This is a genomic window from Paenibacillus rhizosphaerae, from assembly GCF_014192015.1.
GTDB classification, from domain to species: Bacteria; Bacillota; Bacilli; order Paenibacillales; family Paenibacillaceae; genus Paenibacillus_AQ; species Paenibacillus_AQ rhizosphaerae.
In genome coordinates this window covers 876848-897684 of the sequence record NZ_JACHXJ010000001.1, presented here as the reverse complement: position 1 = coordinate 897684, position 20837 = coordinate 876848, and the positions used below count along the sequence as shown (strand labels likewise).

General features: G+C 54.2%; 11 protein-coding genes. All 11 read right to left on the bottom strand.

Annotated elements, in window-relative coordinates:
* Window positions 1–213: 213 nt before the first annotated feature.
* On the bottom strand, window positions 214–1116 hold the full coding sequence (locus tag FHS19_RS03930; RefSeq protein ID WP_183578868.1) for an AraC family transcriptional regulator: 903 nt from the start codon (window positions 1114–1116) through the stop codon (window positions 214–216).
* 107 nt (window positions 1117–1223) lie between these two features.
* A complete protein-coding gene (locus FHS19_RS03925) occupies window positions 1224–2333 on the bottom strand; it encodes a sialidase family protein (protein ID WP_183578865.1) in 1110 nt (369 codons plus the stop codon).
* A 43-nt stretch (window positions 2334–2376) separates the two neighbouring features.
* Window positions 2377–4512, bottom strand: a complete 2136-nt coding sequence (locus FHS19_RS03920) for an MGH1-like glycoside hydrolase domain-containing protein (RefSeq protein WP_183578862.1) — start codon at window positions 4510–4512, stop codon at window positions 2377–2379.
* A 214-nt stretch (window positions 4513–4726) separates the two neighbouring features.
* Window positions 4727–6073 (bottom strand): extracellular solute-binding protein, encoded by a 1347-nt coding sequence (locus FHS19_RS03915; protein WP_183578859.1) that lies wholly within the window; start codon window positions 6071–6073, stop codon window positions 4727–4729.
* A 203-nt stretch (window positions 6074–6276) separates the two neighbouring features.
* The gene (locus FHS19_RS03910; RefSeq protein ID WP_183578856.1) at window positions 6277–9009 is read right to left on the bottom strand and encodes a hypothetical protein; all 2733 of its coding nucleotides are present in this window, start codon (window positions 9007–9009) and stop codon (window positions 6277–6279) included.
* Between the two features lie 32 nt (window positions 9010–9041).
* On the bottom strand, window positions 9042–10469 hold the full coding sequence (locus FHS19_RS03905; protein ID WP_183578853.1) for a glycoside hydrolase family 28 protein: 1428 nt from the start codon (window positions 10467–10469) through the stop codon (window positions 9042–9044).
* Window positions 10451–12283, bottom strand: coding sequence for a sialidase family protein (locus tag FHS19_RS03900; protein ID WP_183578850.1), 1833 nt, complete (start codon window positions 12281–12283; stop codon window positions 10451–10453). The genes FHS19_RS03905 and FHS19_RS03900 overlap by 19 nt, the downstream gene beginning before the upstream one ends.
* Before the next feature lie 111 nt (window positions 12284–12394).
* Entirely contained in the window at window positions 12395–14050 is a 1656-nt protein-coding gene (locus tag FHS19_RS03895; RefSeq protein WP_183578846.1) for a hypothetical protein, read from the bottom strand.
* Window positions 14043–16295, bottom strand: coding sequence for a glycosyl hydrolase family 95 catalytic domain-containing protein (locus FHS19_RS03890; RefSeq protein ID WP_183578842.1), 2253 nt, complete (start codon window positions 16293–16295; stop codon window positions 14043–14045). Before FHS19_RS03890 ends, FHS19_RS03895 begins: the two co-directional genes overlap by 8 nt.
* Before the next feature lie 27 nt (window positions 16296–16322).
* Window positions 16323–17639 carry an alpha-L-fucosidase gene (locus tag FHS19_RS03885; RefSeq protein WP_246426412.1) on the bottom strand — a complete coding sequence of 439 codons (1317 nt, stop codon included), beginning with the start codon at window positions 17637–17639 and terminating at the stop codon, window positions 16323–16325.
* A 45-nt stretch (window positions 17640–17684) separates the two neighbouring features.
* Window positions 17685–20792, bottom strand: coding sequence for a glycosyl hydrolase 2 galactose-binding domain-containing protein (locus FHS19_RS03880; RefSeq protein WP_246426411.1), 3108 nt, complete (start codon window positions 20790–20792; stop codon window positions 17685–17687).
* Window positions 20793–20837: the final 45 nt, after the last annotated feature.

Sequence of the window (20837 nt, the reverse complement as noted above, 5' to 3'; positions counted from 1 at the left end):
CCACGTCAAGAGAACCGCCGGAAGTAAATTTTCCTCATTATACAATGCGAATTTCACAGGTTTATAGGGGATTAAAGTCGATTCTATAGGGGGATGCAAGCGCTCACATAGGGATGCCCCCTTTCAGGTCCCCTAAACCGCAAAACACCGTAAAACAAAAAAGATCGTCACCCCGTTAAACATCAGGGCGGACGATCTTTTTTACGATCCTCATCATATGACTTTTTGTTCCGAAGCTCCGAATGAATGCTCTTCGTTATCTTGTGAGCTTTTTCGGTACTGTCTCGGTGTCACGCCGGTTTTCCTGCGAAACAGTGCATGGAAAAATTTCATATCCTGGTAACCCACTTGATTGGCGGCCTCCTGAATGGACAGCTCGGTCGATTTGAGCAGCTCGCAGCAGCGCTGTATCCGGATATTTTGCAGATACTGCATGAATGTTACACCTGACGTTTTTTTGAACAACCGTTGAAAATGACTCGGGCTCATGAACGATCGCTCTGCTACTTGCTGGACCGTGATGTTCATCGCAAAGTGATCATGAATATACAGAATGGCATCATCCATGTTATTGGACGGTGTCGAAACAAGGCTGCCGTCGCACTCATAGCGCTGCAGCATCGCAAGTACCTGAATAAGCTGCCCCATCATGAGGTATTCGTAACAGGGACTCTTGTTAATAAACTCCCTGTACATGTTAAGGACGATGTTGAGAAACTTGTCAAACTTGTCTTGGTAATGCAGCCACTTGACGGAAGCGGGCGGCGCTTCATATAAAAATCTGTACAGCATCGAAGCCTCGCTAATCACGGACCGCAGCTGCTCCAATAATTCGACCTTAAAGATGCAGTTGTAAATGACAAGCTGCTTATCCCGGGAAGAAGGCCGAAACACATGTGACGTTCCAATTGGAATCACGAACAGATCCCCGCGTTTAATCGGAATCATCTGATCCTCGATATAATGAAAACCGCTTCCTTCTTCGACGAAACTAATTTCGATGAAATCGTGGGTATGCTGTGAGAGAGAGAATGATTCAATTTCACGGTTGATAAAAATATCGAATTCAGGTTGAAAAAATTTGTTACCGCTCAGTTCGGTTACGCGCCAGTCCATATCATCACCCCGGTTAAGTGTGTGTAAATGGATTTGAGAAATTTCCCGTGTCACGCCGCAACGTGGGGATAAAGCGTTTACAATTCCTTTGGAATGAGGAACACCGACTAATCATCCATGATGGAATAGTCTAAGAGTGTCCTGCCGTTCTCCTTCACCCACTCTTCTGTGAATCGAACGTACTTGATGGCCTTCCGCAGGTAGGAATAGGCCGCATGGATTGAGCCATCCTTGGTTTGTATGATGCTGGGGTACGAGTAACCCATTTGCGATTCCCGATACTCGAGATCGGAAACCTGAATATTTTTCACATAAGGCCAAGTGGCTCCGCCGTCTTCCGAAACCGCGACGGTCAGCGGCGTCCGCAGCGGCTTTTTCCGCCATTCGCCCTTGCTTTGTACAAAGCGGCATTGGTCTCTCTCCATGGTAGAATCGTTGAATATGAGCGCAAAATGCCCGTTTGACAGCTTCGTCATCTGCACGGACGAATTATTGTTGGGCAGCGTCGTTCGGGCGGCCGGGCTCCAGGTTCTGCCGAAATCGGACGAAACCGTGCTGTAGATCCGGTCGGCCTCGCGGCTGCGGTAGACGGCGAACAACGTTCCGTCTTGACGTTCAACGACGCTCATCTGAACGCGGTGCAGGCTGCCGTCTATTTCGAATTCCTGCCAAGTCGCTCCCTGATCGCTGGAGATCAGAACGACGCTGTAATGCCCCCCTGCTTTGCAGTAATAGCACGGCAGCAGCCATTCCCCGTTGCTCATGGCCAGGATCGGATGGCGAAGGAACAGGCCGGGGCCTTCATGCAGGATATATGGCTTGCCCCAGGTATCGCCCCGATCATCCGAAATCCGGACGACGACTCGCGAGGTGCGCTGATTATGCGGCTCTGTCGACGTATGCATGAGCCAGATTCTCCCATCGGGTGCCTGGAATACTAGCGGATTCTGCTCGGAACGATCCGGATCTGAAGCGACTTCAATCGGTTCCTCCCAACGGTTCCCACCGGCGGGAAGCCTCGCCAGCAGCACGTTCGTATCCGGATTGCCCTCGCCGCTCCCCGAGAACCAGACGCACAGCAAATCGCCATTGTCCAGCTCGAGCAAATTGGCCGAATGACTATCCGGCTCATACCGAATCGGCAGATACGCTTCCGTGATCTGCGGATCCTGCGCAGACGGTGTCAACATGCCGTTAAATCTTTCAGTTGCATTCATTAGACCTCTCCCCTTTTCTTATCATGCGAGTTCAAAAGACCTCTTAAGTAATAGAAATACTTTGGACACTTGCTAATCGGTCCTGCTTACAGACCAATCTGCCATTCACATACAATCTGTAGCCCTCTTCGATGCCGTCAGGGTACCTGCCGAGTCCCGGCTTACCATATGTAATCCGGATGTCTTGGCCTGCTGCCTTCACCCGGTCCAGCTCGAAATAATCCAACCCGATATCGAGCGGCTCAAGGCTCAGGCTGTCAGCCGAAAGGGATAGCCCCGCAACATGGCTGATGATGAGGTCAATATAATAAGAATGATTGTATTCCTGCTCATCGCTAAGCGGTTCGCCCGTCTGGCTGTTATAATGCTCAACAAGGCATGGCCGCGACAAATCACGGTTCTGGAAATGCAGGAAGGAATATTCCCTGAGCCCCTTCGCGAATTCGCCGTCGTACGCATGATCGCTCCGCTTGCTCTCGCGGGCCAACGCATCCAGGGTAATGGCGTTGGTATAGGGCCAGGTGGGCCCGTTCCACATGCACCCGTTGCGTCCTTTGACGAAAAGGCCAAACCAGCCGCCTTCTTTGGCATAAGCCGTGCTGTCGGCCGACACGCTCGGATAGCGGCAGGTTGTAGCGAATTCACCCGGGTTCAGCAAATGCTTGACAAGCTGATCATGTCTGCTGTCCAGCAACCCCGCCCATGCCGGGTAAAAACCGACGATATTTTTAACGAAGGCCTTCTCGTCCGTCTGATAATGCAGATCGTAGAAAAAGGCCGTAGCTTCGTCCCACATTTTCACCAGTACATCGTTCTTGACCCTCTCGGCCAGCTGCAGGTAAATGGCAGCCTCCGGATCGCCAACCATTTCACACAGCCGGGCGACGCCGATAATATTCATATAATGATAGACGGTTCGGTCCACGCGCTTTACATGGGTGTATGTCTCCGGATCTTTCGGGTTCTGTGGATAGTTATGAAAATACCAATAGCTCGGCTGGTATTCCTTGCCCGTCCGGGTGTGGCGGTATTCCGTCATTAAGCCGTCGGTCTCATTGCCGTAAACTTCCTGCCAGCTCGCTACCTGTGCTTTGAGTCCTGGAAGCGCCTCCAAAACCGCAGCTTCGTCCCGGTGCACGAGGAATAATTGGTAGGCCGCCCATCCGATATAATTGGCAAAAGAATGCATGCGTTCATCCACCGTTAAACAGCAGTACATGCCGTTTTCCGCCGGCGTATCCTGCATATTGCGCAGCGCCCCCATGCTCGCGGCCGAATCGTGATGCCATTTGGCGTCGGTCATGTGAAGCGGGACGGACAGATTGATCAGCTTGCTGAACTCCCATCCTCCTTTTGAAAACGGGCGTTTGCTCTTCTTGTGCGACCGCCCTTCGTAAAACAGCGGATGCTGAAGCAATCCATAACGGGGATCCGCCAAATTATGGCGAAGCAGAAACCAGCGATACGCCCAGGTTTTGTTCAACAGTGGGTCATTGCATTTAAATCGCGGGGTGCCGTCGAACCATTTCTCAAATGCTTTTTCCTGCTCGGACGAGGCCTTAGCTAGGTCAGCCGTATACTTCCCGACCGCCTGAACCGCTCGATCCTTCAGGGTGTCCATCGGATCCTGCGAGCGGATCCCCGCACTAAGGACAACAATAAATGTCTTCACTTCTCCGGGAGCTACCTTAATTCCTTCGTTTAATAACAGTGAATCGCTCGCTGCGATGCACGCATCGATATCGAAGGAGTAGAACGGAATATCAAACCCGCCCTGCAGGTATTCCTCATAGGCTGCAGCAAACCCGGAAGGCGCCTCCAGTTTCAGCCGTATTTCTTGATCGGACCGGTTTGTCCACGATTGGCAGGAGACGGCGCAGTCGTCCCACGTTATGAATTTCGTTTCCTCGAAGCGGAGCCAATCGTCGGTGTACGTCATCCGAAGCTGGCTGGGATACCAATCGGAGATTGCCGTGTCCATATTGCAGGATCGCCCGTTAATTGAAATCTGGAACAACAGCGGGATGTTAACTTTGTGAATAAAGTCGAACCGGCCGGCGAAGCCTGGAGCAGGCTTCACATAATCCGCCCAGAGACGCGCGCCCGTGGAACCCAGCAACAAGCCTCCGGGAACCGTACGCAGCGTCTTCATCCCCGCCCTAAGCTTATTGTCGATCATACGTAACGCACCTCCTGTCATGTGCCTACGCCCCATGGTATTAGCATAGTGCTGTAGTAAAGATTGTTCATTGGGTTTCGCTGGAGGATTTATAGGGCAATCGAATCATATTTCGACCCGAGTCTGTGATGGTTTTACCGGAATCCCCTACTTTCAATTCATTCAGTAGAAAGTCCGTCCCCCGTCACGAGGCAGGGGGAGGACTTTAGCTTAATTATTGCTTTGCAATTTGTTCTTGAATTAATTTATCCGAATTCTCTTGGGCTTGCCTTAATGCGGTGTTGACATCGAGTTGATTTCTTACGATTTTGGGAATGGCATCCGTTTGAAAGGCATCCTCTATAACAAGTTCATCATATTGCGTCATAGTTCTTGAAGGAGCCGGTTTGCCATGATACAGGGCTTGAATATTTTTCGTTTTGGCGAACGGGTAATCGGTAAAGGCAGCATCACGTACCGATTGTGTAAGAAGCGGGGTAATGAATCCCCGTTTGGACATGGTGGTCTGATGTTCTTCGGAGGTTAAATATTTCAAAATTTCCGCGGCAGCGTCCTGCTGTTTGGATGTGGCCGAAATGCCGATGTAAGTTGCATATGTCTGCGTATTTAATCCCGGGTATTCCTTGAACTCCGGAACGGATGCGATATCCCAATCCGGTGGAAGCGAATCATCAGAATTCATCCAGCCGGATGTGTACACATACATGGCGATGACCGAATCCTTCATAAAGTCCTCATGGGAATAAAATTTCTCAAGCGCACGCTGCTGTACTCCCGGGTCCCTTGAAAGCTTATAGAAGATGTTATCGAAAATGAATTTCCACTGGTCGTTATCGACCGTTGCCTTATTCGTCTCGGGATCAACAAACCCGGCAGAGTTTTGAGCAACGCGTAAATAATGCTTTGGAGATAACCATAATCCCATATACTGCTTGCCATCTTCATTCCGGGTTATTTTCTTGGAAAGGTCAATCGCTTCGTCCCAAGTCATGCCGTCCTTCGGATATGGAACACCGAATTTATCAAAGATGCTTTTGTTGTAGTACATCACGAATTTATTGTCGCTGACAGGCAGTAAATAGGTTTTTTGATCAATCGTCACCGGTCCCAAATAAGCAGGTTCGATCGTATCTACGGGAATATTGTGCGACTTAATCAAAGGACCGAGATCAAGCGCCATATTGGCCGGAATGTAATCCTCGCGCAATTCGCCGGCAGAGGACAGATACATATCAATTTGCGTGCCTGATGCGATGACTTGCTCCAATTTGCGATCATCCGTTTGATTAATGTAGGTGATTTTGATATTAGGGAATTTTTTCTTTATATACTGTCCGTACCGGTCCTCAAAATCCTTGGGTGAGGCAAGACCAAACCAGGTCAGGTCGGCTGTGATCTCATCCGGGTTATTTGTGCTGGCGGTTTCTTCGGTTTTCGCGTCCGCCGGCTTGGTGGTTTGCGACTCTTCGGCATTGGGTTCAGCACCCTTGCCCGTGCATGCTGCCAGAACGGATAACAGCATCACGGCGGATAGCACCGTCGTCATCATCTTACGTACCATCAGAATTATTTCCTCCCTTTGAATGGACCCTGAATTCCCTTTCTTGTAAGCGCTATCTATTCTGCTGGAAAATACAGCTTCGTCCCCCTTTCTGCGTATGGCTTGAATTATCTTTGGCTGTTGCTAATTATAGTTAGGAATGCGGGAAGATTCGTAGGGCGAAGCAACCTTACCTATAGGGGGATGCAACAAACTTCAAATCGCTATGGCGTGATGCGCTCCTCGGCTGCTTCATACAGCCAATCGAGCAGGACTCTGTCATTATTCCGCGGATTGAACTCCCGGTCCGACAGCTTTTGATCGGTTTCGATAATACCAGCGATGAGGAAGGCCCCTCTCCCAAAACGGAGGGTATGCTTCCCTGCCGGATATGGCAATGCATGAATATTTACGGAGGGGTAAGCGAACAAACGTAAGCCCTTATGCAGTACGGGACCCAGTTCCGTCCGCTGGATTTCTTCGATTTCCCGCTCGGTTGGTTTCAGCCACGGATCGTCCTGGGAACGAAAATATCCAAGCAGGACTAGCGCGGGGCTCTGCAGCTCGATGTCCAAACTCATCTCTTCGTGCGCGGCCTGCATCTGGCTGAATCGGATTCCCGTCAAACCGGACAATTCTTCCGCACAGTAAATAATCGGAATATTTCCATCCTTGAACACGCGGGCGCCCTTCTCAATCCGGAACAGTTCGGCATGCTCACTGTGCAAAGTAAATTGGGATTGACGATAACGCTCATATGGAGGTGACGGACTGAGCAATTCGGAGGGCAGTTGACCCGCGCGCAGTTCGCTGATTCTCCGGCGGAAAACGTCCAGCTCGCGTTCATACATCGGCAAGCAATCCTTCCAATGGTTAAAGGCTTTGCCATCGCGGAAGGGCACTTTACGCAGTCTCGTCTGCATGCCGCCGGCGTACCAATATTGGCTTTCGGTGATTTCAGTCAGCCTGCGGTACTCCGCCACACTCCGCTCTACCCAATCGGCTGCTTCTTCCAGCAGCTCAACCTTCTGTGTATACCTCCCTCCAACCATATGCTTATACATCAAGACGAGCATGGCGGCTCTTACCTTACACGTATACACGCCCGTCATGGCTCGTATCGCTTCGACATCACTGGCAAATCGTTCGAACTCAGATTTACCCTTCATCACGGAATTTCTGGCCAGATTCACGGCGTTATACGCCTCGTCGGAAGACCGTTCCACCTCCTTGACGATATCGAGCGGAGTCTCCCCGACATGCGGAAGACCGGCCAAATCCTTCAGAACGTACTCTTCCAAACGTTCCCCGGGAGGAGCATGCGACTTCCACAGTTCAGACCAAGGCACGTACCGGTCCGGATTCGTCAGCTGGCTCATCGTCATTCCAAGACTCATCGTTTGGCGGTTGCCCTGCGTGATCCCGAAACGTCGAAGCAGCATCGGTGCGCACTTGCCGGAGGCTTCGTACGCATCAAGGATTCGTTCGCCGGCCTCCTTGCTGCCGTACTTGTGCTCCAGGCGGGCAATCCAATGCTGCCTCTCGGCTCTTGCATCCCTGTCCGGGTTCCAGGCATATCTAAGCCATGCTTCAAACCAGATCCAGTCCCGCTCCATCTGCTTCAAACGGATATCCGTCCGGTCTGGCGAATACGGCCAGCCCCAATAGGACAACGGGTAAAATTGGAGGGATGAGGCTTTCAGCCGGTAATGGACGGCTTGGACGCACCGCTGAATAAAGGAGGGCGCCCCCCACCGGAAAGGTTCCAGGTTGGTTACCGAATGAATCGTCGCGACATGCTCGTTAGCCCGCGATCCAAGCCGCTGGTGGACCTTCTGTGCGGCGCCTCGCGGCGTCCACGTCGTAAGCGATTCTCCGTTATACTTCATTTCGGAATGCAAATTCGGATACAGAGGTGCGGCGGCCTCCATTACCTTCTCGATCTCAATGCCGTGTGAGCGGACAATGACCGGCGGCGGCTCCGCGGCGGAAGACTGCCGCACACCGTCCATAATTCCAGGTAGAATCGTCTCGCACAGCCACTCCGCCCCGTACATTTCCCCTTTCAGTTGTTCACCGAGGCACACCATCAGCCCTATGGCCGGAAAGGCAAGCACAAATTCGGACAGCAGCCGCCGATAATATTGGCTCGTCACTGAGGTCGGCTGAATCTGCTTGTAGGCTAGCCCATGCTTGTCAGCAAACTTATGGGGAATATGTATACTGTAGAAAGACAAGAAGACCCGAATGCCGCGCTTATCGGCCTCGTCAGCCAACCAACTCAGCATGCCGGCATTCCGCTCCAGCTGCAATCTGGTCACTTCCAGCGCTTCAGGTTCTTCCGGCAGATCGATTAACGAGGAGAACGGATTGGCGTTCCACAAAAAGAGCACATTACCCCGGTGTTCAAGCAGCATGTCTAAGTAGTCCAGCCACATCGCTTTATCGTACAGCCAAGGAAAGCGATCCGGCGTCCACGGATATTCAAACGGCTCGCGCCCAGGCTCGACCTCCTGCTTTTGAATGCCGACCGCAGGCCCGCGCCAAACCAAACGGGGTGCGTCTCCGTATGCCAACTCGCGCGGAAGCAAGCCCTGTTCCCTGACGATCCTCGACAATTCCTGGCATCCGTATAATGCGCCGCTGTCGTCCCCTCCGGACACAACCGTAAGCTGTCCCGGACAGGAGAACAGATAGAACCCTTCCAAGGCAGGATCTTCTTTGTGGTACAGCAAAACCTCCTGCTCCTCAAGTCCCGCAAGCAGCTCGGAGCGGGTGCGGCTCCCGACATAGATTCTGCTGCCTTCCGTTTCCCTGTAACGGTCCCACGTCCAGCCACCCGGACGTTCTACTACACTGTACCCGCATGCCTCAAGCGCTGACTTCAGCATTCCCACACCGTGCTTTATACGAGGCGATGAATCCATATCGTAGCCTATCGTGATCATTTCCAGCATGCGTCTTCCTCCCAGTCCATGTAGCGTCACTGTTATTCAGGTATGATGACCTTCTCCGCATCATCCACTGTAAAAGCTTCTCCTTGCTCTGGTATGACGGTCGTGTTTCGGAACACAATATGTTCGGCATTTGCGCAGGCTGCCCCCGTCCGGGCTGCCAGCAGCACATTGTCGAAGAGGACATTCTGAACCGGCATTTCAGGCAGTCCTTTGATGAGAACAGCTCTGCCGGCACCGACGCAGGTTGTGTCGCGGATCGTAAAATCGCGGAACACGGGCGTCTCTTCCGTTACGGGGACCGCCTCTTCCGTGTTGTTCTTTCCTGAATAATACGAACTGAAAATAATCGCTTCCTTGCCGATATCCTTCATCCTGACGTTGCGGATATAAATTTTCTCCACTGTCCCCCCGCGGCCCCTGGTGCTTTTGAAGCGGAGTCCGGCGTCCGTACCGATGAATACGCAGTCTGTCAGGTAAACATGGCGGACGCCGCCCGACATTTCGCTGCCAATCACAAAGCCGCCATGCCCGTGAAACACCTGGCAGTTCCGGATCGTCACGTACTCCGTCGGCGCTCCAAGATCCCGGCCGTCGGCATCCTTGCCTGATTTGATGCAGATCGCGTCATCCCCTACGTCGAAGACCGAATCGCAGATGTTTGCATAACGGCAAGAGTCGAGATCAAGTCCGTCGCCATTCTGTGAGTTCCACGGATTGCGGATCGAGACATTCCGAATCGTTACGTGTTCGCATAACCATGGATGAACGTTCCATGCTGCCGAATTCCGGAAGGTGGGACCGTCGAACAATACATACCGGCAGCGGTCCAGCTGCACGAGCGTCGGGCGCAAATGATCGCGGGCGGGCCGGAAAGCCGCCGGATCCTGAATGTTCTTCGCAATCAAGCTCTTGACGAGGCTTGCGCCCTTTAAAGACATCTCCGTCGGCCACCAGGTGCCCCCTTCGACATATCCGCCGGAGTTGGTTAGTTTCTGCCACTGGCCATCCGTCAATTTCATCCGTTTGACCGGCCGCCAGGCTTCCCCTGATCCGTCAAAAACGCCTTGTCCCGTTATCGCGACATGTTCCAGATCGGCACCGTAAATCGCCGGGATGCAGCGAACGGTTCGGAGTCCTTCATAACTTGTAAAAATCAACGGGTAATCATCGCGGTTGCTGTTGAAAATAATGAGCGCTCCGGATTCGGCATGCAGCCGCATATGGCTCTGGAGCCGAATGGGCCCGGTCCGCCAAATTCCCGCCGGAATGCGGACCGTTCCGCCCCCTTGCATTGAACAGGCCTCAATCGCTGCTTGGATGGATGACGTATTATCATGCCGCCCGTCGCCCCTCGCGCCGAAATCTACAATATTGAACTCCTCGTCCGGAATGACGGGCAATTCCACTGCAGGCATATCGAACGGCAAGTCTTTTTCTTCCGTCAGTTTTGTCGCTGCCATGGATCGGCCTCTCCTTTCAACGGGTTGATATGCATTTCGTTAATATAATAATGAACGGCAGGAACCGGTTCGTCCGGATGCTCCACATCCCCAGTAACCAGCGGCGTCTCAATATTCGGTTCCCGCCGGGCCGGACCGGTTCTGAGCGTAAGCCTTTCAAGCGTGTAAGCCGGCATGGAAAACGAATACGCTTTCGCAGCGTCACGATCGTTCAGTTTCACAGTGAAGCGCTGGCCCCCCGTATCAAAACAAATGGCTATGTCGTACCAGATGCCGGACTCATACGACTGCAGCGTCATCCATGTACCCGCTTGAAGCACCTGCAGCATACCGCCTGATTCTAACCGCAACCGTATTGCTGCCGAGCTTTTGGCATCGCACAGTTCGATGTATAACTGTCCTCGATCCGACTGCTTTGCCATCAGCCGCAACCTCATCTCGCCTGCAGCGCATTCAGGAAATACGCGCTCCGCCTTCGCATAATCGTAAGGATCCGCATCGCACAGCTCCAGGCTTCGGTCGCTTTCGGACGGAACGGGGGAGACGGAAACGCTGGCCCACAGCGGGCTGTAAATATTCCAATCGGGCACTCTGTCCTCTTCCTTCAGGCCGTTAAACGTATCGTGGACGGGCTCACTAACCGCAGAACGCATCGGAACAGGAATTTCACTCACCCATATGTCCTCTTTGTTTGAGCTGTAGGTTACCCACATGCTGCCACCTGGAGGCGCATCCCCCGCCTCAACGCCGCGGGTGTAACTCATGCCATAATTTTTGTGGTTACCGAAAAATCGCCGCGGGGGGACCTCCCCGTTGACGACAAGCATGTCTTCGAATTTCAGGCCGTCATTGCTCGTTACCGCCGCAAGCGGCCAGCGATGATTTCCAACCGGCGAAGGGTTGTACAGAAGCGCGTATTTGGCGTCCGAGGTGCGTTCGCCCCATACTTTGCCGCCGGCCATGATCAGGGATTTCGCGCGGCTCTGCGGCGTCCATGAGCGCCCTTCGTCCTCCGATATCGCATGGACCGAATGCTTCCACAATCCCATGATTCTTCCATCAGGCAGCCTGTATGAATTAAAGGCGGTTCCGCCTTTCACGGCGTAGAAATCATCGGGACTGCGGTCTTCCTCCCACCATTGCAGCGTTGCTATGCGGTCTGCGAGCAGCTCTTCGCAGGCCTCAATAAAACCTTGATCGCCGGAAGCGGTGAACAAGGGATACTGAACCTTTGGCTCCGTCCACCCGGCATGCCGGTTCAAACGGATAAAATATATCGGCCCAAAGCTGCCGTCCTCCATGATCTCTCTTACCACACGGCCAATCCCCCTGCCGTTGTTCGGGCTGATGCTCGGCTGCGGGCAAAACCCATAGAAGGCCAATGCCAGCAAGCGCCCATTGGATGAAGCATAGAAACCCATTCTTTGATGCATGACACAGTACGTTCCTTCCGGAATCCGTTCTCCGTCAGGATAAACAAACTCCTCGTTCAGCCGGTAAGGCGGAAACAGGATGACGGGAGCCGACCAAAGCCAGCCGTCCCTCGAAGCCGTCAATAGCGTTTGCCCCGGCGGCACATGCTCATGTACAGGGCAGCTTAAATATTCGAGATAAAATTGTCCCTTCCAATAAGCCAGCATCGGGGCATGATTATACGTCCACCCCGTTCCGTCTGAAAGCTCGGGCCGCGTCCGATTGGCCCTGACGACCTGCCTGCTGCGGACACCGATCACCGGTCGCAGCTGTCCGTGATGATAATCCGTGTTGGCGGTCACGCCGCCAACATATCGAATATGATTTTCCAACTGCTCCATGCCTGCTCTCCTTTGTCGTACGCCTGACAATAACTTTACACGTTCCCGCCGTTTCGTTTATAGGTTAAACCCGCTGTTTTTATAGGGGGAAAAACAGCATTCAGCAAATCATCAACGGTGAAGCACCTCGATATCCAGCGTCCTGCCGGAAGGATCCCCCTTATAGAAACGAACTTCATGTTCGCCAAAGCAGAGTCTCCAGCAGTCATCAGATCCCAAGTGCGGAGCGGCCGCTTCGCATGCCTCTCCGCTCAGGAAGTCGTCCGTCACAACCCAAGCTCCTCCGCCCGGGTAGACCTTGCTGTCTCGCCAGGCCTGCGGCGCAAGCCATGACATAATGACGACGACGGAGCCTTCCTCTGCCAGGCGTCTAATCGCCGCAGCCGTCGCTTTGGAAAGTCGCGAGCCCGCTACGAGAATCAGCTTAGGCTGCCCAAGCTGCTCGTACCGCACCGTTTCATCGAAAACGATTACGTTATTAACAGGGTGGAACAGCGTATGCATCGACGTCTGCGGCAGGTCCGGATAACCCGAAGGCAAAGGGAAGCTGCCTGCGGCAGCGTGCCGCTTGAGTTGATGCCTCGGGAAGTCATACCCCGGAATATGCATGCAGCTGCCGTGCGCCGGAATGGTTCCGTGACTCAGCAGATGCCATGCGGCGAATACGCTCTTCGTCGATTCTTCAGCTTCACCAGTCCGGCTGCCGAACAGTCTTGCGTTCTGGCCGTAATTGCTGTCATCCGCATGAATCAGGACCGTGTCGGGAGTGATATCGGCGTGAGACCAATCCAGCGGATGGGTTGGCACATATTCGCGGATAAACTGCTCCCATACCTCTCCGAATTCCGTCCGCACGAATCGGTGATCCCGGTGGTGAAGCAGTGCATCCACGTTCTCCGCAAATAAATGCGTAGGGGCCATCAAATAGCCCATCCGCAGCGCCGATGCGAATTCCTCGGGCGAGTGCCCGGGGAACCCCGAGAGTCGGGTAAACCAATGGCCGATGTCCGGTCCCCATAGATCTGCGCATATCCACATCGGCCGCTTGTACTGCTTGGCGGCCCCAAGCGCCGTGCCCAGCTGCAGCGCCTGAAACGATTCCTTCATAATCTTGGGGCACACCGCCATGCCGCCGCTTGCGTGCACATGGAACATTACCGGAAACACATGCTCTGCAATAAGGGGAATATCCGCTTGGGCGCATCCGCTGCTTTTTGCCAGCTCCGTGACGCGGGTAACCCGTTCTTGAACGGTATTCGCAACCGCGGCGGCCGCTTCCTTCAGCTCAAGCCCGTCAGCTGCTCCCCAGTGCGGATGCCAACCGTCTTTCCGGTACTGTGCCGCATTGATTTGCAAATGCTCCGGTTCATCGTACAGCAGTCCGATCAGCCTTCCGCTCCCTGCCGCCTCCGTAACAGCCTCATCCGGCACATCCCACCGGTTCGTTCCATCCGCCCAAGGGCCGTTAATATTGCCGTACTCGTTCCCTAGGCAGACGTCCATGCCGGACCGTTTCATTTCCTCCACCATGTCTTTGAAGCCTTCCATGCCCGGCAGCACATGATGGACGTAAAAATCTGCACCCAGGCTTTGCAGCGCGGAGACAAACGACTCCCCGGAAGGCGCATCGTCCTGCGAGGGGTACACCGCGCCCGTCCCCGTCCGCATCACGCGGTCGGACGCGTCTCCCGCCCAAGGATCCTGCCACGCCACCACAGGTCCCTGAATGCCGAATCTGGTACTGCTGGCTGAAGATCGATTACCCATTTGCTGCTGTTCCCCCATTCTCAGCGTTTTCTAAGACAAGGCATTCCCCGCGCCGAAGCTCCAGGACAATAACGTCCTCCTCCGTCCAAGTCAGCGAGCCGTCCTTGCGTATCGCTGCCCTCCCGCCGAAAGGATTAGCGAGCCGAAGCGTGTCGTCCCGCTCACTGAATACCGTAACCGTCCGTACCTTTCCGGAAGACTTTACGCCCGAGAGCAGGAAGGCACCTTCCGTCCGGATCCCTGAGAAAGATGCATCCTTGAACCGCCCCGGCAAGCCGCTGAACACGTGGACGGTACCCCTGACGCAGCTCACATACATTTCCAGGATCGCTGCGGCTGTAGCGATCGAAGCCTCGACCTGCATGACGTCTCCGCCCGTAAATTCGCTGAAGCCTCTGTAGTTGGCATTATGTCTGGTCGCATAACTAGGCATCATGTAAACATCCTTCAAAAGCCGAAGTGACAAAAGAGCCATATCGGGGGAGCCCAGCCGGTTGTGCAGGATCGACGCCCAAGGCATCGACCAGCCCGACCAGCGCCCCATCCCTTTATCGACCCATGACCTGTAAGCATTCATTGCCGCCTCTTTCTGGGCGGGATCGTCCATATCCATCGTGTCAAAAGGGAAGATGCCGGCTAAATGGGAGTGGTGCCTGTGCGATTCGGACAGCGGCTGATCCTCCCACAGGTACAGCTCAAGCCCAGGCTTGGTGCTGAACTCCTGGAATTGCCTTGGGCCCGCCGTGTAAGGCGGAAGCTTCGCATAGATATCCGCAGCCATGGCCGCAGCTTCCGGATCGACGGCGTACTTCTCCTCAAGTTCGAGCAGCTTCTCGCACAAAAATCGTACATTGACGAGGAAAAAAGTCGAGTTCCGGGCGAGCCCTCTCGGCGACGAACCGCCGAATTCAGGCGAAACGCTCACCGGTAGCGAATATAGATCGCCGTCCCGCTCCATCATCTGGTGAAACACGCGAAGCGTCTTCACCATGAAGGGATGTACTTCATCCAGCATGAACGCTTCATCACCGGCATACCGGGCATACTGCCACATCATTTGGGCGATCCACGAGGTATTCGCTTGATCGATCGTACCCGTCCACATCCCGCCGACGGGATGGCCCCGGTCGTCTACCGAATGGCCCAGCATGTACCCGTCTTCTATGCCCACGAACCGCTTGGCGTTCCGGGCCAATATCGGCTTCCAGCCGTCGATCATCTTGAACAGCGGCATGAGGCAGTCCAGCAAATTTGCACCGTAAGCGGGCCACAAGCACTGCTGGACGTTAATATTAAAATGATAATCGCAGCTCCACGGCGGATTCCGGAATTCTTCCACCCACGGGCCTTGCAGCGTCGGCGCGATCCGGCCGGGCATGGAGCTCCCCAGCATCCGGTAGATGCCCAAATAATACATCCGCTCTATTTCGTCGTCGGGCAGGTGGATATCCGCCGCTTCTCTCCATAATGACCGCCAATGCTCCCGTGTCCCTGCCGCTATGCCATCGTAACCCGCAGCAGCCCGAGAATAGGCATCCAGAATCGCACGCGTCCTGCCCACCGCGTCTTCCGGATCGGCCCCGTATTCCGCGGCGATGGCAAACATTCCTTCCTGCCGGTGCAGCAGCACCGCGCACGACGGATCCTCCGGCAGTTCCTGCACCCATCCGTCCTTCAAGGAAGTTGGCGCAGCAATGCCGAAATCATCGAAGTAGGCTTTCGTCCGGGCAAACGAGTAGGATGGTACGGGCTTTACTGCCGTCACGAGGCTGTCCGGGTCCGAGAGCAGCAGGACAGGCTGGTCGATCGCGACGGTTAGGCGTATCAGATGTTCCTCTCCTCTGACATGACAGACCAACCGAGCTTCCCCTTCAGTTAACAGCAGAGAGGCGGATTGAATGCGGGCTCCCGGCTGCAGCTTCACTTCGAAGCGCCCCATCGCAAGCCGCGTCGGCCGTTTCTCCTTGCCATTCACTTTTGCGGTCGGAAAAAGTCCGCGCGCGCTTTCAAAGTCACCGCTCGTGAGCAGTGCTTTTAAATGATCGTACGTGCAATCATCACGCCATACGGTGCCTCCGCGATGATCCCAGTAATCGGCACGGTTCACCGTCAGCATCAACGTCTGGTCTTGAAACCAGACCAGCGCCCCCAACACGCCGTTCGAGAGCGGAATTCCATCATGGCAATAAGCGGTGTCCAATGTCCACGGTACTTCGTAGGAAATGTCGGCCTTACCGGCTTTCACAGGACCTCCCCCTTTCTTCGCGGGATATTAAGCAAAGGCTCCCGGTTTCAGAAACAGTTCGATGACCGGGACGGCCGCATTCGGTTTCTTCACCGGGATGCTTAGCGTTACAGTGTCTGCATCCCTTCCTTCGCTTAACGCTCCGGCAGCCATCGAGCTTGCCTTTGCTCCCTGCTTCATCTTGATCTCCGATGCGTCGTTCAGCAGCTGCGCGTATTCGATCCTGCCGGCTAACCCGCTCACGTGAATCGACTTGAACGGCCAGCTGAACATGTGCAAGTACAGACGATTCGTCTTCGGATTGTACGTAAAACGGCAGTCGTCCGGGGCCTTCACGCCTTCGGGAGCGGCGGTGCAGCCATAGATCGAACGATTATGCCGCTTCATCCATTCGCCGATGCCCTGCAGGCGCTCCAGGGCGCGCTCATCGATCTCACCGCGTCCCGTCGGTCCAACGTTCAGCAGCAGATTGCCGCCTTTACTGACGCTGTCGATCAGCATTTTAATCAGCATGTCGACGCTCTTCCACGATTCCTCGTCGCGGTAATACCCCCACGAACCGCTGAACGTATGGCAAGCCTCCCAGACGACGGGGCGCCCGCCGACCTTGACCCACTCTTTCGGCATATACTGCTCCGGCGTCGTAATATCCCCGGCGACTTCGAGCCGGTCGTTCAGCAGGATGTTCGGCTGCAGCTCGCGGACCATATTTACGAATTTCTCACTCTGCCATTCGTTTTTCCCTTTGCCGGCGAATCCTTCTTCCGGCGGAATGGAGAAGTCCAGGAACATCAGATCGACCGGTCCATATCCCGTAAGAAGCTCTCTCGTTTGTCCGAACATATAATCGACATAACGCTGAAACTGGCGTGTGCCGTCCTGCTGCACAAACTCCGGATTATAACGCAGCGGGTGCTTCACATCGACGGTATAATCCGGATGATGCCAATCGAGCAGCGAATAATACAGGCCTGTTTTCATATTGCGCTTTCGGAACGCGTCCACCATGGGCCGGAGCAAATCACGCCCTGCCGGGGAGTGAACTGCTGTATAGTCCGTCAGCTTGGAGTCCCATAAGCAGAAGCCTTCATGATGCTTTGTCGTAATGACGAAATACTTCATTCCGGCATTGGAGGCTGCCTCCGCCCACAATTCAGGGTCGTACAGATCCGGGTCAAACCGTTTGAAGTATTTATCGTATTGCTCGGTTGTCATAAATTCGCGGGATTTCAGCCATTCGTGGCGGGCACCCAGCGAATACAATCCCCAGTGAATAAACAGGCCGAACCGGTCATGCGTAAACCATTCTGTTCTCTCATTCTGATGCATTAACGGATTAGTCAATTTCGTTTCCTCCTCATACAGCTCTTTGTTTCAATTCGGCAGAGCCTATCGGTTGCCGCTATCATGCGTGTGTTTTGCCGGGGACTGCCCCCTGCCGATAACAAGATCTTGCATAAGGTAATCCAGCGGCGGATTATAGCCGATTCTCCCTTCCAGCCGCAATCCCAGCATAATGTACTCACCGGTGCCGAGACGTACGGAGCCTACGACGGGTACCCGCCTTTTGCGTGTTCCGGCAGAATCCGAGCCTTGCTTCGGCTTCGCGTAGGTATACAGTAGCGGAACGACCGATTCCGACTGCCAGGCGCAGCGTGTAAGCGCGTCCATCCGATCGGACGTTTGGTTATAGAAATATTGAAAATCATAGGTCCTATACGACTTGAGCCAATGCTCATTGTCATCAAAAGCAAGCGTATATAAGCTGCTCACCTTCGTCTGCTGCACCACATTTCCGCCAATGGGCCAGTCGGTCTCCCCTTCTTCATCAGGAAGAACGATTGCTCTTGCTCCAGCACGAATCAGACTCGCGATTTGCGGTTCATGCTGAAGGTAAGCTACGATAGAGGACATCACAATAACATCAAACGGGCGTCCGGCTTCATATTTTTTGCACTCCGCCCCCATCGCCGTGACCAAGGCTTCCGCGTTCTGCCCAAGGGTGACAATCGTGGGGCCGGCCGCAGCTTTCGCCACCTGCGCGTTCTCCGCAAATACCTCGATGCTGAAGCGCTCACTGTTTAGGTGCTCTCCGCTTTGGTCATACATCGAAATATCGGCATGGAACGTTTTTCGTCCATCCATTTTCGGCATGCGGAGCTGCACAGTCCCAACACATGCGGATGCGGCGCTCCCGATTTCTGCGTCCAGCTCATATGAAGCAAAGTCACGGTCGTCATCCCGCAGCGTCACAACGAGCCGCAGTCCTTCATAGTCGCAAGGCGTATCGTTAAGCAGCCAAGCCTCCAGCTCAATGAGCCCGCCGGCATATGCCCGCCAGCGGTCTCCCCGCAAGTGGACGCGCAGCGGTGTGAGGCTGTCGAGGTATGCGAAGTAGCCCGGCTTGGGCACCCGGTCTGCTCCTACGAGAGATTTCATCCACCCCGACGGCCAGGCATCGATAAGAAGGTGAATGGCGGACTGCACAATGAGGTCTGAGCGCCGGCGGATCGCATCCGTCATCAAGATGGTGACAAAGGCTTGATATTGTTGACTGTTCTCAATCCAGTCTTCAATCCGTTCCGATTCCGGATACCAATCCCCATGCAGCGAGTAGGTTTGGCTGTCCACAATCGCATCGGGCATCCAAACATCATCCAGCCGCTGCGGCAGCCATGCCTTGGGGTAGCGCTGCTGCATCAGGGCAAGATGATCCAACGCTTCCGAGCCATACTCGCCGAACCCGGTCTTCCAGCCTTTTCTGATCGGCGGGAGTCCGCCCTTGTACAGTTCTCCGAACGAAATCATATGATTTGTGTACCACATCGTATAGCAGTGGACATCGGACAAACCGGCATCGGTCGGCGGATCATAGTCCCCCTCGGCATTTTTTACGACACGATCGGGATTCTCAATGGATACGGCATTTCTTGCGGAGACGAAAAAGGCTTCAAGCTCATCCCGGTATAAATGCCGATGGCCTTTCCCCCGTTTGGCCGGGCGGGACGGCTCATTGATCAGCGATACCATAATGACGCTCGGATGGCTGCGGACCAACCGTTCCATCTCGCCGGCTTGACGCACCGCCTCACTGAATTTGCTTCTGCGTATGTAGCTGAACGCCGGCAAATCGCACTGGTTCATCATGCCGAGCCGATCCATGGCGTCATAAATTTCCTCCTGCACGGGGCGCTGCGTAATCCGGTAGAAATTCATATGCGCAAGCTTGGCGATCAGAATGTCGTCGATCAGCTGTTCCTCGTTTCCCTGCATGACACACTGCTGCAGATGCCCCATTTCATTCGCTCCGCGCAGCATCACCTTTTGGCCGTTCAGCCACAGCGACCCTTTAGGCTCTTCCGACTCATCCATCCGGAAGGATCTCATGCCAAAACAGCGGTCCTTTACGTCCAGCAGCTCTCCTTCGTGCTTGAGACTTACCCGGATCCGGTACAAGCATGGGGCGTCCGGTTCCCATAAACGGGCTGATTCGAAGTCAATCCTGTAGCGGTAATTGTTGCTGCCCGGGCCGGCGTATTCTATCGGAAAGCCTATGCCCGAGAGTCCCTTGCCTTCGAAATTGTCCGCATACACGTCAATTGACAGCTCAGCCCCTTCGATCAATCCGGCCGTTGTATTCGTCACATCGACCCAGGCTTCGAAAGAACCGTTTTCGGGATCCGGCCTGACAAAAATATCATCGACGAACAGCCCGGACCGTTCCTCCAAATAGACGCGGTTGTAGATTCCCGCACCCGGCGGGCAGTGATGCCAGCCGTACACCGGTTCGTCCCAGCCGGGACCCGTGGCGGCATACATTTTGTCGCCGTCCAGGCGCGTACCGTTCACACCCATCATCGGGTAATCATTGTTCACTTCGACCACAAGCACGTTTGTCTCTTCGAGCAAGGAAGTAATATCGAACTCAAACGGCGCAAACAGTCCTTCATGCATCCCGACGCATTTGCCGTTCACGTAGACGGCCGCCTCATAGTCAACACCCTTAAACACAAGGTACACCCTGTGACCGGCTTGCGGTTTCGGATCGTTGAACGTTGTGCGGTAGTAGCCGGTCCACCTTCCCTCTTCCTTGGTCGGTCCTCGAAAATCGGGAATGGATACATGCTCCCATTCTCCCTCGCCCAGCAGCACCTGCGAAAATTCACCGCGCCGTTCATCGGCATAGCGAAAGTCAAATCGGGTTAGCTCCTGCCTGGGCCGTATATAGACAGAGGACGGCGACAGGCTTCGTAAGTAGGGGCGATATTGCAATCGAAGCCTGTTCAGCTCCTCTTTGAACCATTCCATACGCTCTTCAAAGCCCTTCACCGCATAGGCTTCAGCGGCCGACCCGCTGCTGCGGAACAACTTCCGCTCCCACGCTCTCGGCTTTATTTCTTCCATGCCGTCTTTGGCCAAAGGATGCTCGCGGAACGCAATTTCTGCAAAAGGGTTCATGGCCTGCGGCCTGCCCGTTTCCGTTTCTGTAGAAGACAATCGGGAATCCTCCTTTTTTTCATATTGCAACTTATTTTGATCATC